Raw genomic sequence first — 14,159 nt, 5'->3', positions numbered from 1 at the left:
CTGGATCGCGCTTCCGGGCATGGTGCTGACAGGTAGTTGAAGTAGGGTTGCCGCAGTCGCGTCGCAGCGCGTCGGGATCAGGCCGTCGGCACCAAGACGATGCAGTCGACCGGACAGGCGGGAAGGCACAACTCGCAGCCCGTGCACAACGGCTCGATCACGGTGTGCATGTGCTTGGAGCCGCCGATGATGGCGTCCACCGGGCAGGCCTGGATGCATTTGGTGCAGCCGATGCAGTCGGCCTCCACGATCAGCGCGACCTGCGCGGCCTTGTGTTCGCCACGAGTGCGATCGAAGGGTTGGGCGGGCAGACCCAGTGCCTTCGCTAGTGCGCGCGCACCGGTGTCGCCGCCAGGTGGACAGTGATCGATGCCTGCTTCGCCGCGTGCCATCGCTTCCGCGTACGGCCGGCAACCCGCATAGCCGCACTGACCGCACTGGGTTTGCGGTAGGAGGCGGTCCAGGCGTTCGATCAGGTCAATGTCCACGGTCTTCGGCAGGATTGGGTCTGTGGTTCCCGCTCATGCGGTGGCGTGGCTTACATCCAGGCAGTCGGATACCACCGGGTTGCCGCACGCGCGGTAACAACCGCGAGCATCAGCGTACCGGCATGCCTGGCAGCGCACCGCCGTCGGCATCGAGCAGGTGCAGACCGCTACCGTCGAAACCGGCCGACAGGATCATGCCTTCGCTGATGCCGAAACGCATCTTGCGCGGCGCCAGGTTGGCGATGAACACCACGCTGCGGCCGACCAGCTTCTCCGGTTCGCTGTAGGAGCCGCGGATGCCGGAGAAAATCTGGCGCTTGCCCAGGTCGCCGGCGTCGAGTTCGAAGCGCAGCAGCTTGTCGGAGCCTTCCACGAATTCGCACGCCAGCACCTTGCCCACGCGCAGGTCGAGCTTCGCGAAGTCGTCGATGCCGATCGTCGCCACCGCGTCTGCTGCGTTGGCCGCGGGCGCCGTCGCTGCGACAGGCGCGACGGGCTTGGCCGGCGTCGCGGCTGCGACCGGAGCGGTGGGGGCGAGGGTTTCCTTCGATGCTTCGGTCATGGCTTCGATCTGTTTCGGGTCGATACGGGTGAACAGTGGCGCGTAGGCGGCGATGCGATGCGCCAGCAGCGGCGCGGCGACATCGCGCCAACCCGCGACCGGCGCGTTGAGGAATGCTTCCGCCTGCGCCGCCACCTGCGGCAGTACCGGCTTGAGCGCGGTCGCGAGCACGCGGAACAGGTTCAGGCCCTGCGTGCACACGGCCTGCAGTTGCGCATCCACGCCTTCCTGCTTGGCCAGCACCCACGGTTTGTGTTCGTCGATGTACTTGTTGGCGTCATCGGCCAGCGCCATGGTCAGGCGCAGGGCAGTGGCGGCTTCGTTGCGGCCGTACGCATCGAAGATCGGGCCCAGCTGTTCGACGAAGCGCGCATACATCGCGGCATCGGGAAGCTCGAACGCCAGCGCGCCATCGAAGCGCTTCTCGATGAAGCCGGCACAACGACTGGCGAGGTTGACGAATTTGCCGACGATGTCCGAATTCACCCGCGCGGTGAAATCGGCGAAGTTGAGGTCCACGTCGTCGACGCCGCCGGTGGCCTTGGTGCCGAAGTAGTAGCGCAGCGCTTCGGGCGCGAGGCCGTGTTCGAGGAACGTGCGCGCCATGACGAACGTGCCGCGCGACTTCGACATCTTCTCGCCGTTCACCATCAGGTAGCCGTTGACGTGCAGTCGCGTCGGCGCGCGATAACCCGCGCCCTTCAGCACCGCCGGCCAGAACAGGCCGTGGAAGTTGACGATGTCCTTGCCGATGAAGTGATGCATTTCCGTCGCGCTGTCCGGCACGATGTAGCGCGCGAAGTCGATGCCTTCGCGTTCGCTCAGTGCCTTGAAGCTGGCGAGGTAGCCGATGGGCGCATCCAGCCAGACGTACAGGTACTTGCCGGGGTGGCCGGGGATCTCGAAGCCGAAGTACGGCGCATCGCGCGAGATGTCCCACGCGCGCAGGCCGCCTTCGGCATCCAGCCATTCCAGCAGCTTGGCCTTCACGCCGGGAGCGGCGACGTCGCCCGCAAGCCATTCGCGCAGGAAGTGGCTGAAGTCGCCGACTTCGAAGAAGAAGTGTTCGGACTCGCGCACTTCGGGCGTGGCGCCACTCAGCACCGAGCGCGGCTCTTTCAGCTCGCTCGGCGAATAAGTGGCGCCGCAGTTTTCGCAGTTGTCGCCGTACTGGTCGGGCGTGCCGCAATTCGGGCAGATGCCCTTGACGTAGCGGTCGGGCAGGAACATGCCCTTGACCGGATCGTACAGCTGCGCAACGGCGCGCCGCTGGATGTGGCCGTTGGCTTCGAGCTTCAGGTAGAAGCTCTCGGTCAGGACGCGGTTGTGTTCGGAGTTGGTCGAGTCGTAGTGGTCGACCGTCACGCCGAAAGCCTGCAGGTCGCGTTCGTGCGATTCCTGCATGCCGGCGATGAAGGACTCCGGTGTCATTCCGGCCTTTTCCGCCGCCAGCATGATCGGGGTGCCGTGGGTATCGTCAGCGCTGACGAAGCGCACCGTATCGCCGTCCATTCGCCGCGCACGCACCCAGATGTCGGCCTGGATGTAGCCGACCAGGTGGCCGAGATGCAGCGCACCGTTGGCGTAGGGCAGGGCGAAGGTGACCAGGAGATCGCGGGGCATGGCGACGGCGGTTGCGAGGGGATCGCGATTATCGCATGCGGCCACGGCCTGCCTGCCGCCGTAGCCCCGGGCTCGGCTCGTCGGCGTGGGCGCGGCGCGCCGTGTCGCTCAGAGCTCGCGCTGCCATTCCTGCGAGCGGCAGATGAAGGCGATGCAACCCGACACGCCGAGCTTGCTTCCGCCGTCGCGCAGTTCGAGTTTCGACCTGTAGGTCTTGCCTTTCTCCGGATCCAGGACCGTGCCACCTCCCCAGCCGTGGCTCGCGGGCTTGAGCCCCCACAAGATCACCATGCCCTTGATCGGCTTGTTGTGGTTGCCGCCGGAGCACTTGTCGCACAACGGATTGGGGCCGTCCTTCGTGTCGAGGATCTCCACGACCTTGCCGGAATAGCCGCCATCGCGCGCCAGGTAGACCTCGACGACGGACTTGGTCTTGCCGGTGGCATCGTCGATCGTGCGCCAGCGGCCGGCGGGCGATGATGGTTGCTGCGCTAGTGCGATCGCCGGCAGGGTCAACAGCAGTACGGTCAGGGTGCGCTTCAGGAGCATGGGAGGTTCCGGTCTGGTGCTTCGGGGCCCCTCAAGACAAACGGCCCGAAAGGCGGGCCGTTTGTTGGGGCAACGTTCCTGTTCGGATGCCAGCGATCAGTTCTCGCGGGTCCAGGTCTGGTGCTTGCAGATGAAGCCAATGCAGCCGGCCACTTCGAACTTCTTGCCGCCGTCGATCAGCTCGGCCTTCGACTTGTAGGTCTTGCCGTTGCTCAGCTTGAGCACTGTGCCACCCGAGAACTCATTCTCGCCATCGGGCTTGAGGTTCCACAGGATCACCATGTCCTTGATCGGCTTGTCCTTGTTGGCGCCGGTGCAGGCCGTGCAGTTGGCGTTGGGCGCGAACAGCGTTTCCACGACCTTGGCGGCGTAGCTGCCGTTCTTGGCCAGGTAGATGTCGACGATCAGGCGCGGCTTGCCGGTATCTTCGTCGTAAGTCTTCCAGCGCCCGGCCGGCGAACCGGAATTCTGGAAGGCAGCCGCCGTGGAGGCGAGCAGGGGCAGGGCAAGCAACAGGGCAAGCAGTTTGATACGCATCGTTAGTCCCCCTCCGGACCTGGTTGAGCATGTCCACGCCATCGGGGCGCGGTCGGGGTCTTTTATACCGCATCCGGAGCCGTACGGCGGCTGAAGCCGGGGCGGTCAGTCCTCGTGTGCACCTCCATCGGTTCAGCTGGTGCCGCGAGGGGAACGCTTGTCCTGCGGGATACGATAGGAGGATGAATTCGACCACTCCGATCGATCCCGCGCAGCTCTACCACCAGGCCGTCGAAGCCCTCAATCGCAGCGACTGGCCGCGGGCATTGACCCTGGCGCGGCAGCTGGTGCCTATCAAATCCGATCACGCCGGGGTGCACTTCGTGGCCGGCGTTGCCGCGATGCAGTTGAAGCAGATGCCGATGGCGCTGCAACACCTGAAGGCGGCCGTCACGCTCAATCCGAACCGGGCTGATTACGCGGCCCAGTGGGCCAGAGCGCTGGCGTCGGCCAGCCTGTTCCGCGAGGCCGTGGAAGCGGCGGATGTTGCGGTCAACCTGGGCCCCGCGGATCCCTTGACCTTCGACACGCTGGGCGTGGTTTATTCGCAAGCCAACGCCCACGAAAAAGCAGCGCAGATGTTCCGGCGCGCCGCCGTGATGTTGCCGGACGTGCCCAGTTTCAGGTTCAACCTCGCCACATCGCTCACGTTCAGCGGCGACCTGGCTGCGGCGGAGCAGGAGTACGAGGAATGCCTGGCGCGCGATCCCCGCTACTGGAAGGCCCACCTGGGGTTGGCGCAGCTGCGTAGGCAGGAACAGGACAACAACCATGTCCGGCGGCTGGAGTCCCTGGTCCAGCAGTATCCCGGCGATACAACCGCGCAGATGTACCTGCACCTCGCCTTGTCGAAGGAGCTCGAAGACCTTGGCCAGCGCGAACAGTCCTTCGACCACCTCGTCGTGGGCAAGTCGGCGGGCCGCAGAACCGGCTATGCGAGTGATCGTGATGCCGCGATGTTCGACGCCCTGCAGCAGGTCTTTGCGAATCCCGTCGCGGCGGGTGCCGGGCATTCCAGCGAAGAACCGATCTTTGTAATCGGCCTGCCTCGCACGGGAACGACGCTGGTCGAGCGCATCCTGTCCAGCCATCCGCAGGTACATTCCGCGGGCGAATTGCAGAATTTCGGCGTCATCCTGAAGCGTGCATCCGGTAGTCGCACACCGGACCTGCTTGATCCGGACACGATCGCGCGCGCGGCGGGGCTCGACTGGGATCGCGTGGGGCGGGCCTATATCGCCAGCACGCGCCCGGGGACTGGGCACACGCCGCGGTTCATCGACAAGCTTCCACACAACTTCCTCTTCGCCGGCCACATCGCGCAGGCGCTACCCAATGCGAAGATCGTCTGCCTGCGCCGCAATCCGTTGGATAGCTGCCTGAGCAACTTCCGTCAGTTGTTCGCACAGGCCTCCCCGCACTACGACTATTCCTTCGACCTGCTCGACACCGGCCGCTACTACGTGATGTTCGATCGGCTGATGGCGCATTGGCAGCGCGTCCTGCCCGGACGGATCCTCGAGATCGACTACGAAACCATCGTCGACGCGCAGGAAGCGAGCACGCGACGTCTGCTCGAATTCTGTGGTCTTCCGTGGGATGAGGACTGCCTGCGCTTCGAGCAGAACCAGGCGCCGGTCAGCACAGCCAGTGCGGTGCAGGTGCGCGAACCGATCTATCGCAGCGCGTTGCAACGTTGGAAACAGTACGAAAGCCAGCTTGCCGGATTGCGCGTGCTGCTGGAGTCTGCGGGTATCGACGTCGAGCGATAAGCGCCGAGCCAGGCGGGCGATGCAGTCGTCGTGCCGGGGCGGCATTACTGTCCGCAAGGCGTACATAAAAAAGCCCCGCCGTGAGGCGGGGCTTTTGGTTACATCACCACCAGAAGCAGTTATTCCTTGTTGCCAAAGCGGTAACGGGCTTCGAGGAAGTACGCACGACCGTACACGTCGTAGTTGTTGTCGTTATACGGCTGGCCGCTCAGGCCGGTGTAGGAGTGCTGATCCATGTCGGGCATGCGGTTGCCAACGTTGGTCACCAGGAACGACAGCCCCAGGTCCGGCGTCGCTTCCCAGTTCACGCTCGTGTTGAACGTGGTGTACGAACCCACATCGCCGCGGCCATACGCCGACAGGGACGCGGTGGTGAACGCAACGTTGTTGCCGGTACCGCTCAGGTAGTTGGCGTAGATCGTCGCGGTCCAGGCATCCTTGTTCCAGGACAGCGAGGCGTTGGCCTTGTACCTGGGATCGGTGGTCTGGTACTCGTCGTACACCAGGTTGAGGGGTGCGTCGCCCGGGAAGGTCACCTGCTCGTGCTTCAGGTTGCGGGTCCACGAACCGTTCAGGTGCAGGTCACCCAGCGAACCCAGGCTCTGGCTCCAGTGCAGATCCACGGTGACGGCTTCAACTTCGCGATGGGCGATGTTGATCTTGGTCAGCGCGATCGATTGCAGCGCGCCCTGCAGGTTGCGATCAATGGCGGCGAACGCCGCCTGGCAGGTGCCGGAGGTCGGATCCAGCGTGCCCGAGCCACCGTTGGCCACCGAGGTGCAGTCGTACTCGTCGCGCATCAGGCGGGAGGCGCTCTGCAGCTGGGTCTCGTCGTCGATCTTCCAGTTGTAGTAGTCGACGCCAACCGAGAACTTCGAACTCGGAGCCCACACCACGCCAAAGTTCCACACGTCGGCGTTGATCGGCTTCAGGTCCGGGTTGCCGACCTGGGTGCCGAAGTACTGCGCTGCTTCGAGGTTGTTCGGGCAGCCCGCTTCATCCGGGTCGAAACCGGCGATGCTGCAGCGCAGGTCGTCGCGGACGCTGCTGTAGAAGCCGCTGACACCCTGGAACATGTCGGACAGCGTCGGGGCGCGGAAGGCCGTGCCGTACTTGCCGCGGAACAGCAGGCTTTCGATCGGGCGGAACTCCAGGCCCAGGCTGTAGGTCGGCTTGTCGAGCGTGCGGCCGCCAGCATGGAAGGAGTCATAGCGGCCGGAGACCGAGATGGTCAGCGGTTCCCACACCGGCAGGCGCATTTCGCCGGTCACGGCGTAGCGGGTACGCTCACCGGCGCCGCTCACCGAGGTGGTGCCCCAGATCTGCGACTGCAGCGTGACCGGATCCGGGACCAGCAGTGCATCAGGATTGTATTCCCAGCCCTGCTTGCCGCCTTCGAGCGCGATCGCGAGGCCGGCGTCACCGCCCGGCAGCGAGAACAGCGAACCGTTGGTGATCAGACCACGGAGCATGTTGTCGTAGGTCTTGCTGTGCGAGTGCGTGGTCGTGGTGAAGCTCTCGAACGCACCGGCCGGCAACAGCTGGTAGAACGCGGCGTAATCCGGGGTGTAGACCTGATAGGCGCCGAAGTACGGATCCAGGAGCGGATCGCCGTTCGCATCGGTCTGCGCCGGGCCCATGATGTTCGTTTCGAACCAGTCGTTGATCGGGTCGGCCAGGCGTGCCCAGCTGTTTTCGGTCAGCTTGTACTCGGTGCGGGTGAAGCCCAGGTCGTAATCCCAGTTCGAGTCGCCGAACGTGCCGTTGACGCCGAGGGTGACCGCGTACGACTTGCTGTTGTCATGATTCATCGACTGCTGCCAGCCGCCGGCCATGTCTTCAGGCGCGAAGGCGCGCTGCAGCTGGAAGAAGTCGTCCAGGTTCGGGTCGTAGAAGTAGCCCCACTTGACGCTGCTGCCCCACCAGGTGAAGCCCGAGCCGATGTGGTAGTCGACGCGTTCCTTGTTGTACAGCACGTCGCCGTACAGCTGGGTGTTGTCGTTGATGTCGAACGTGGCGTGCGTATAGACCTGGGTCGATTCCTTGCCGTTGCGCAGGGTGCGGTAGCCCGGGGTGAACATCGAGCCGCAGTACGGCGCCGGACGCGCGGGACGGGTCTGCACCGTGGTGGTGCCACCGAAGGCCGAGGCGACGTTGGCGCAGTTGGCCGGGTCAAGGAAGTTGTAGCTGGTGAACGGGCTGAAGACCAGCCAGTCGCGGCTGGCGACCGGCACGCCGTCGGTCGAGCTGGCCGGGTTGTCCAGCGGGTGCTGGTTGAACTGCTTGGTCAGGTCGCGCTGGTAACCCCAGATCGGGTCGCGGTCATCGTGCTGGATGCCGGCCAGGATGTTCAGACGGTCGTCGAACGCACTGAAGCTGTCGGCGATGCTGATGCGACGGCTGCTGCCGCCACCTTCGTGGTAGCCGCCCACGCGGCCGGTGATGACGCCACCATCCATCTTCTTCTTGAGGATGACGTTGACGACGCCGGCGATGGCGTCCGAGCCGTACAGCGAGGACTGGCCGCCCGGCAGGATTTCGATGCGCTCGACCAGTTCGACCGGGATGCCGCTGATGTTGTTGAACGTGTCGGTGCCGTTGTACAGCGCCGGGTAGTTGGCCATCGGGCGGCCGTCAATCAGGTACTTGGTGTAACCAACCGGCAGGCCGAACAGGCTGTTGGTTTCCGCGCCCTGGGTGAAGGACGCCGACGATTGGTTGCCCTGCACGCCACCGGTGGCCATGGAGCTCTGCGAGAGTGCTTCCTGGACGTTGTTGAAGCCACGGGACCGGAGGTCTTCCGCGGAAATGACCGTGACCGGCTTGAAGGTTTCGAGCGTCGTCTGCGGGATCAGCGAACCCGTGACCACGACCTTGTCGAGATCGGTCGCCTTCTTGTTGGTGCCGGTGTTCTGGTCAGCGGTCTGGGCGTCCTGCGCCATCGCCGCATTCGCGGACAGGAGCAGGGCGCTCATCAGCGCCGCCGTCAGCCTGCTGCGCTGCAGGCGATTGGTGTTGCGAAGTGCCATCGTTTTTCCCCTTGGATCAATAGATAGGCATTGCTTTGGAGTGCCAGCCTTGGCGGTTGGATTTGTAACCAACATCCCGAAATTAACATGGGTTTAACGCGGAAGTCATTCTGCAATAGCAAAAAACTGAGATGCCAGATCCAGCACAGTCCGCCAGCCCGGATTTCCCGGGCGACGGGACGGGCGGGCCGCCGTAACATGTTGCAGAGCGGCAAACCTGCCGCGCGCCACAGGCCTTCCCCTTGAACGACTCCTTCCAGTCCCGCCTTGCCGATCTGATCCTCCCTGATCTCGGGCTCACGCTCGGCGAAGCCGGGGCCAAGATCCGGGTCGCCGAGGCCGACGGCCGGTTGGCGATCGAGGTCACGCTGGGCCTGCCGGTGGCATGGCTCGAGCCATGGCTGCGCGTCGAGGCAGCCCGCATTGCCGGTGAAACCGGGTCGTCGCTGGCTTCGCTCGCCCTCAACCAGCGGATTGCCAGCCACGCGGTGCAGGAGAAGCTCTCCCCGCTGCCCAACGTGCGCAACATCATTGCCGTCGGTTCGGGCAAGGGCGGCGTCGGCAAATCCACGGTGGCGGTGAACCTGGCGTTGGCGTTGGCGGCGGACGGCGCCCGGGTCGGTGTCCTCGACGCCGACATCTACGGCCCGAGCGTCCCGCTGATGTTGGGCCTCTCCGGCCGACCGGACAGCCCGGACGGCAAGACCATTGAACCCATGCGTGCCCATGGCGTGGAAGCGATGTCGATCGGCCTGCTGGTCGACCAGGACACGCCGATGATCTGGCGCGGCCCGATGGCTACCTCCGCGCTGACGCAGCTGCTGACCGAAACCCGCTGGGGCGACCTCGATTACCTGGTCCTGGACCTGCCGCCCGGTACCGGCGACATCCAGCTAACCATGGCGCAGAAGATTCCCGTAGCCGGCGCGGTCGTCGTCACCACGCCGCAGGACGTCGCGACGCTCGATGCGCGCAAGGCCTTGAAGATGTTCGAGAAAGTCGAGGTCCCGGTGCTGGGCCTGGTCGAGAACATGGCGGTGCATGTGTGCTCGAACTGCGGTCACGCCGAGCACGTTTTCGGCGAAGGTGGTGGCCAACGCATGGCGGCGCAGTACAACGTGCCGTTGCTGGGGAGCCTGCCGCTGGAGATCGGCATTCGCGAACAGGGCGACGCCGGGTCACCGATCGTGATCGCCGCGCCCGAATCCGCGGCCGCGCAGGCTTTCAGGCTCACCGCGCGCCGGTTGGCGGTTGAACTTGCCCGGCGACCCCATGTTGCGCGCCCTCTGGCGGTGTCACTGCTCGGCTGAAGCTGGATTTTCCAGGCCTGCTGCGCTAACGACACGCAGGTCGGAGCCGCTAGAATCGCGCCTTCCTCCAGACACCGGAACGCCCCGCCGCATGAGCATCAAGTCCGACCGCTGGATCCGTCGCATGGCCGAGCAACAGGGCATGATCGAGCCGTTCGAGCCCGGCCAGGTCAAGACGGCCGCCGACGGCCACCGCATCGTCAGCTATGGCACCTCCAGCTACGGCTACGACGTGCGCTGCTCGCGCGAGTTCAAGGTGTTCACCAACATCAACTCGACGATCGTCGATCCCAAGCACTTCGACAGCGGCAGCTTCGTCGACATCGAAGCCGACGTCTGCATCATCCCGCCCAATTCGTTCGCGCTGGCACGCACGGTCGAGTATTTCCGCATCCCGCGCGACACGCTGGTGGTGTGCCTGGGCAAGAGCACGTACGCGCGCTGCGGCATCATCGTCAACGTCACGCCGCTGGAACCGGAATGGGAAGGCCACGTGACGCTGGAATTCAGCAACACCACGCCGCTGCCGGCGCGCATCTACGCCAACGAAGGCGTGGCGCAGATGCTGTTCTTCCAATCCGATGAAGTCTGCGAAACCTCGTACCGCGATCGCGGCGGCAAGTACCAGGGCCAGACCGGCGTCACGCTGCCGCGCACCTGAGCGCGTTGGCATTTTTTCACCACAGCACAGACCGCCGCACGGCGGGTTTTGCTTGTAGGGCGGGTCTTGACCCGCCGTCCGAGCACTCGGTGGGAAAGAGGTGTGCTGGCTCGGGATCAAGTCGCTTTCGACGCCAGTCCCGAGCGCCGATGGGGATTGCGGGCGGGTCGAGACCCGCCTTACGGCTTCTGGTAGGTGACGAAGAATCCCTGCAGGTCGCCGTTCTCGATGTACGGCGCCACGTCGACCACTTTGTAGCCCTTGCTGGCAAAGGCGGAATGCGACTTCGTCAGGTTGTTGGCGGCGCCTTGGTTGCGGAATCCCCAGCTGGCGTCCACCCAGATGGTCACGGCGGGCAGGTTCTGCGCCGCGGCTTCCTCGGCGGCGACTGCGGGCTTCTTCTCGAACAGCGAGGCGTGCGCCGGCATGGCCAATGCGGCGAATGCGAAGAAAGCGGCGAATGAAAGATTGCGCATGGTGGAACTCCGGTGAGGATTTCAGTGTTCGGCGCCGGCAGCGAGCCGGGTGTCGCTGGTAGTGGCCAGCGCAACCTTCAGGGCGATGCGCAGGGCGTCGCTGACGGTTTCGACCGGCAGGGAAGGCGCGCCGGGATGGTGCGCTGCCTGTTCGGGCGAGTAGGGAATGTGGATGAAGCCACCGCGCGCCCTGCGCGTGCGCAACGCGTGCATCAGGCCGTAGAAGACATGGTTGCAGACATACGTGCCTGCGGTCTGTGAAATCTCTGCAGGAATTTCCGCAGCGTGCAGCGCCACGAGCATCGCCTTGATCGGCAGGTCGCTGAAGTACGCCGCGGGGCCGTCGGCGACGACGGGAACATCGATGGGCCGTGCGCCAGCGTTGTCGGGAATCCGCGCGTCGTCCACGTTGATCGCGATGCGTTCGAGGCTGATCGATGCGCGTCCGCCCGCCTGACCCACGCAGAGCACCAGCGCGGGCCGGGATTCGCTGATCGCTGCGCGCAACTGCTTCAGGGATTCGTCGAATTCCACGGGTAATTCGCGCACGACGACGCGATGGCCGTGGATCCGGGTGTTGCGCAGGGCCTTCACGGCTCCCCAGCTCGGGTTGACGGCCTCGCCACCGAATGGGGCGAAGCCGGTCAGCAGTACGGTGGGCGGGACGGACGACTTCGACATGCCGGCATTGTGCATTGGCGGTACATGAATCGCCGCCGGATGGAGGGATTACCGGAACACGATCACGTACATCAGCACCACGTTGCAGGCCAGCAGCAACGCGCCGGTAGGCCACTGTGCGCGGATCACGCCGTAGGGGTCCTTGAGTTCCAGCAGCGCGGCGGGCACCAGGTTGAAGTTGGCCGCCATCGGCGTCATCAGCGTGCCGCAGTAACCCGAGAGCATGCCGATCGCCGCCAACGCACCAGGTTCGGCACCGTGTACCTGCACCAGCAGCGGGAGCGCGACGCCGGCCGTCATCACCGGGAACGCCGCGAAGGCATTGCCCATGACGATGGTGAACAGCGCCATGCCTACCGCGTAGGCGGCCACGACGACGAATGCGTTCTCCACCGGAATGACGGCGCGCACGACGCCCGCCACGGCCTGTCCCACGCCACCGGCCTCGAACACACTCCCCAGCGTTGCCAGCAGCAGCGGCAGCAGGGCGGCCCAGCCGATGGCATCGATCAACCGACGCGACTGCTCCACCGCGCTCCAGGGCGACTGCCGGGTCAGCCGGCACGCCGCAAGCAGCGCGATGACGCATGCGACCGCGAGTGCGATCACGGTCGTCTGTTTCGCATCCAGCAGCGTGACGCCGCCGATCGGCAGTTCCGCGAGCGAGAAGCCGAACGCCTTGACCGCAAGGGCAAGCGTCGCCAGTGGTATCAGCAGGGCAGGGCCGAACAGGCGATTGCCCAGGCGCGTGGCCTCGTCGTGCTTCTCGCGTGCGCTGCTCTCTTGGTAGCGACCCATGCGCAGGCCGCCGAATCCCGCCAGCAGTGCCAGCACCACGACGACAACGCCCACCAGCTTCGCCGGCATGCGGTCAGCCGCGAACAACAGCAACGCCAGCAGCCCCCAGAACAGCGCGGTGGTGTGGCGGCGCGGGTTGCCCAGGTCGCGCCAGCCTCGCCAAGCCGTCGCACCGAAGTACACGCCCAGCAGCCAGTAAACCCCGGTCAGCGTGATCATGCGTCGGGGGCTCCGGAGCGACGACCAAATAACCGTTTTTCGAAGCGACGCACGCGCAACGCATGGATGGCGAACGCGCACAGCGCCGTCGGAATTCCCCACAGCGCGATCTGGATGGGTTCGAGTGTGATGCCGTGTTCGGCATAGAACGCCTGAATCAGCAACACGGCGCCGAACGCGATGAAGACGTCTTCGCCGAAGAACAGGCCGACGTTGTCGGTGGCCGCGCACATGGCGCGGATGCGCTGGCGCTCGTCGTCGTCCAGCGGTCGTCCGCCCGCCTCGGCGGCGGCCTCCGCCGCACCTTCGGCCATCGGTGCGAGCAGCGGTCGCACGGCTTGCGGATGTCCGCCCAGTCCGGTCAGCCCGACTGCGGAAGCGAGCTGGCGCATCGCCAGGTAGGCGATCAGCAGGCGGCCCATCGTGGCGCCGCGCAGTTTCGCGATCCATGCCTGCGCGTGTTCCTTCAGGCCATGGCGTTCCAGCAGGCCGATCACCGGCAGCGTCAGCAGGAACACCAGCAGGTAGCGCTTCTCGGTGAAGGCAGTGCCGATCACGTCGAGCACGTCCAGCGGCGACAGCTTGGCTGACAGGCCGGTGACGAAGGCGGCGATCACCACCACCAGCGCGGGATTCATCCGCAGGACGAAACCGATCACCACCGCGGCGACGCCCAGCAGGGGCCAGTAACTCATTCGTCTGCTCCCATGGGAAGGATGCGCACGCCACCCGCAGTCAATGCATCGCGGATGGCGCGGGCGAACGCGGTCGCATCGGCGCGGTCGCCGTGCAGGCAAAGCGTGTCGGCGCGTCGGGCGATGCGCTCGCCGGTGCGCGTGATCACGGTGCCTTCGCGGACGAATCGGCGGACCTGCTCCAGTGCAGCATCGAGGCCTTCGATGACGGCGTCATCGTGCGCGCGCGGCGTCAGTGTGCCGTCGGCTTCATAGCGGCGTTCGGCGAAGACCTCATGCGCGACGCGCAGGCCGGCTGCTTCTCCAGCACGGGTCAATTGCGAACCCGACAAGCCGAACAGGATCAGTTGCGGATCGAATTCCGCTACCGCCGTGGCAATCGCGTCGGCGACCGCGCGATCGCGGGCCGCCACGTTGTACAACGCGCCGTGCGGCTTCACGTGCGCCAGTCGCACGCCTTCCTCGTAGGCGACCATGGCCAGGCGCTCCAGCTGTTCGCGAACCAGCAAAGCGACCTGCACCGGGGAAAGCCGCATGTCGATCCGGCCGAAGTGTTCGCGATCGGCATACGAAGGATGCGCGCCGGCCGCGACGCCGTGCTGGCGGCACAGGCGCAACGTCGCGCGCATCGTGTCCACGTCGCCCGCGTGGCCGCCGCAGGCGATGCTGGCAGAGGTGATCAGCGGGATGATCGCGGCATCGTCACCGCAGCCTTCGCCCAGGTCGCAGTTGAAGTCGATGCGCATGGCGAAGGTGGAG

At 65.4% G+C, this 14,159-nt stretch carries 13 protein-coding genes; 3 read left to right on the top strand and 10 right to left on the bottom strand.

The genetic code is table 11. From position 1 onward, the window contains the following. Positions 1-77: 77 nt before the first annotated feature. From rnfB to ACYVD7_RS09690, 4 genes are all read right to left on the bottom strand, one after another. A complete protein-coding gene (gene rnfB / locus ACYVD7_RS09705; protein ID WP_460762274.1) occupies positions 78-488 on the bottom strand; it encodes an Rnf electron transport complex subunit RnfB in 411 nt (136 codons plus the stop codon). Positions 489-597: 109 nt separating this feature from the next. Continuing rightward, positions 598-2,673, bottom strand: a complete 2,076-nt coding sequence (metG, locus tag ACYVD7_RS09700; RefSeq protein WP_460762272.1) for a methionine--tRNA ligase — start codon at positions 2,671-2,673, stop codon at positions 598-600. 108 nt (positions 2,674-2,781) lie between these two features. After that, positions 2,782-3,216, bottom strand: a complete 435-nt coding sequence (locus ACYVD7_RS09695; protein ID WP_460762675.1) for a DUF2147 domain-containing protein — start codon at positions 3,214-3,216, stop codon at positions 2,782-2,784. 102 nt (positions 3,217-3,318) lie between these two features. Next, the gene (locus ACYVD7_RS09690; protein ID WP_460762269.1) at positions 3,319-3,759 is read right to left on the bottom strand and encodes a DUF2147 domain-containing protein; all 441 of its coding nucleotides are present in this window, start codon (positions 3,757-3,759) and stop codon (positions 3,319-3,321) included. Positions 3,760-3,941: 182 nt separating this feature from the next. Here ACYVD7_RS09690 and ACYVD7_RS09685 point away from each other — a divergent pair, with 182 nt between their 5' ends. After that, positions 3,942-5,531: a tetratricopeptide repeat-containing sulfotransferase family protein gene (locus tag ACYVD7_RS09685; RefSeq protein ID WP_460762266.1), complete on the top strand. Its 1,590-nt coding sequence runs from the start codon at positions 3,942-3,944 to the stop codon at positions 5,529-5,531. A gap of 119 nt (positions 5,532-5,650) precedes the next feature. Here the strand turns inward: ACYVD7_RS09685 and ACYVD7_RS09680 are convergent, their stop codons facing one another. Beyond that, the gene (locus ACYVD7_RS09680; RefSeq protein WP_460762263.1) at positions 5,651-8,560 is read right to left on the bottom strand and encodes a TonB-dependent receptor plug domain-containing protein; all 2,910 of its coding nucleotides are present in this window, start codon (positions 8,558-8,560) and stop codon (positions 5,651-5,653) included. A gap of 242 nt (positions 8,561-8,802) precedes the next feature. Here ACYVD7_RS09680 and apbC point away from each other — a divergent pair, with 242 nt between their 5' ends. Continuing rightward, positions 8,803-9,870, top strand: coding sequence for an iron-sulfur cluster carrier protein ApbC (gene apbC / locus ACYVD7_RS09675; protein ID WP_460762260.1), 1,068 nt, complete (start codon positions 8,803-8,805; stop codon positions 9,868-9,870). 91 nt (positions 9,871-9,961) lie between these two features. Continuing rightward, positions 9,962-10,531: a dCTP deaminase gene (dcd, locus tag ACYVD7_RS09670; RefSeq protein WP_460762258.1), complete on the top strand. Its 570-nt coding sequence runs from the start codon at positions 9,962-9,964 to the stop codon at positions 10,529-10,531. Between the two features lie 179 nt (positions 10,532-10,710). On the opposite strand, the gene ACYVD7_RS09665 is transcribed toward dcd, so the two are convergent. From ACYVD7_RS09665 to ACYVD7_RS09645, 5 genes are read right to left on the bottom strand one after another with little or no spacing between them, the layout of a single operon-like run. Further along, positions 10,711-11,007 (bottom strand): hypothetical protein, encoded by a 297-nt coding sequence (locus ACYVD7_RS09665; RefSeq protein ID WP_460762254.1) that lies wholly within the window; start codon positions 11,005-11,007, stop codon positions 10,711-10,713. Positions 11,008-11,028: 21 nt separating this feature from the next. Continuing rightward, positions 11,029-11,688, bottom strand: coding sequence for a pyroglutamyl-peptidase I (gene pcp / locus ACYVD7_RS09660; RefSeq protein WP_460762251.1), 660 nt, complete (start codon positions 11,686-11,688; stop codon positions 11,029-11,031). A 48-nt stretch (positions 11,689-11,736) separates the two neighbouring features. After that, positions 11,737-12,705 carry a DUF979 domain-containing protein gene (locus ACYVD7_RS09655; RefSeq protein WP_460762248.1) on the bottom strand — a complete coding sequence of 323 codons (969 nt, stop codon included), beginning with the start codon at positions 12,703-12,705 and terminating at the stop codon, positions 11,737-11,739. Then, positions 12,702-13,400: a DUF969 domain-containing protein gene (locus ACYVD7_RS09650; protein ID WP_460762245.1), complete on the bottom strand. Its 699-nt coding sequence runs from the start codon at positions 13,398-13,400 to the stop codon at positions 12,702-12,704. The genes ACYVD7_RS09655 and ACYVD7_RS09650 overlap by 4 nt, the downstream gene beginning before the upstream one ends. Then, complete coding sequence (locus tag ACYVD7_RS09645; protein WP_460762242.1) at positions 13,397-14,146, bottom strand: LamB/YcsF family protein; 750 nt, start codon at positions 14,144-14,146, stop codon at positions 13,397-13,399. The genes ACYVD7_RS09650 and ACYVD7_RS09645 overlap by 4 nt, the downstream gene beginning before the upstream one ends. Between the last annotated feature and the right edge of the window lie 13 nt (positions 14,147-14,159).

The sequence above is a fragment of the Lysobacter fragariae genome, assembly GCF_054779775.1.
Note: the sequence above shows the minus strand (reverse complement) of the source record. Positions and strands in the feature narration are given on the sequence as shown.

What these genes read in the sequence shown, in the direction of transcription:
- ACYVD7_RS09650 (WP_460762245.1), bottom strand. Translation starts at nt 13,400, where the DNA reads ATGAGTTACTGGCCCCTGCTGGGCGTCGCCGCGGTGGTGATCGGTTTC.
- ACYVD7_RS09690 (WP_460762269.1), bottom strand. Translation starts at nt 3,759, where the DNA reads ATGCGTATCAAACTGCTTGCCCTGTTGCTTGCCCTGCCCCTGCTCGCC.
- metG (WP_460762272.1), bottom strand. Translation starts at nt 2,673, where the DNA reads ATGCCCCGCGATCTCCTGGTCACCTTCGCCCTGCCCTACGCCAACGGT.
- ACYVD7_RS09680 (WP_460762263.1), bottom strand. Translation starts at nt 8,560, where the DNA reads ATGGCACTTCGCAACACCAATCGCCTGCAGCGCAGCAGGCTGACGGCG.
- ACYVD7_RS09655 (WP_460762248.1), bottom strand. Translation starts at nt 12,705, where the DNA reads ATGATCACGCTGACCGGGGTTTACTGGCTGCTGGGCGTGTACTTCGGT.
- dcd (WP_460762258.1), top strand. Translation starts at nt 9,962, where the DNA reads ATGAGCATCAAGTCCGACCGCTGGATCCGTCGCATGGCCGAGCAACAG.
- ACYVD7_RS09645 (WP_460762242.1), bottom strand. Translation starts at nt 14,146, where the DNA reads ATGCGCATCGACTTCAACTGCGACCTGGGCGAAGGCTGCGGTGACGAT.
- ACYVD7_RS09685 (WP_460762266.1), top strand. Translation starts at nt 3,942, where the DNA reads ATGAATTCGACCACTCCGATCGATCCCGCGCAGCTCTACCACCAGGCC.
- pcp (WP_460762251.1), bottom strand. Translation starts at nt 11,688, where the DNA reads ATGTCGAAGTCGTCCGTCCCGCCCACCGTACTGCTGACCGGCTTCGCC.
- ACYVD7_RS09665 (WP_460762254.1), bottom strand. Translation starts at nt 11,007, where the DNA reads ATGCGCAATCTTTCATTCGCCGCTTTCTTCGCATTCGCCGCATTGGCC.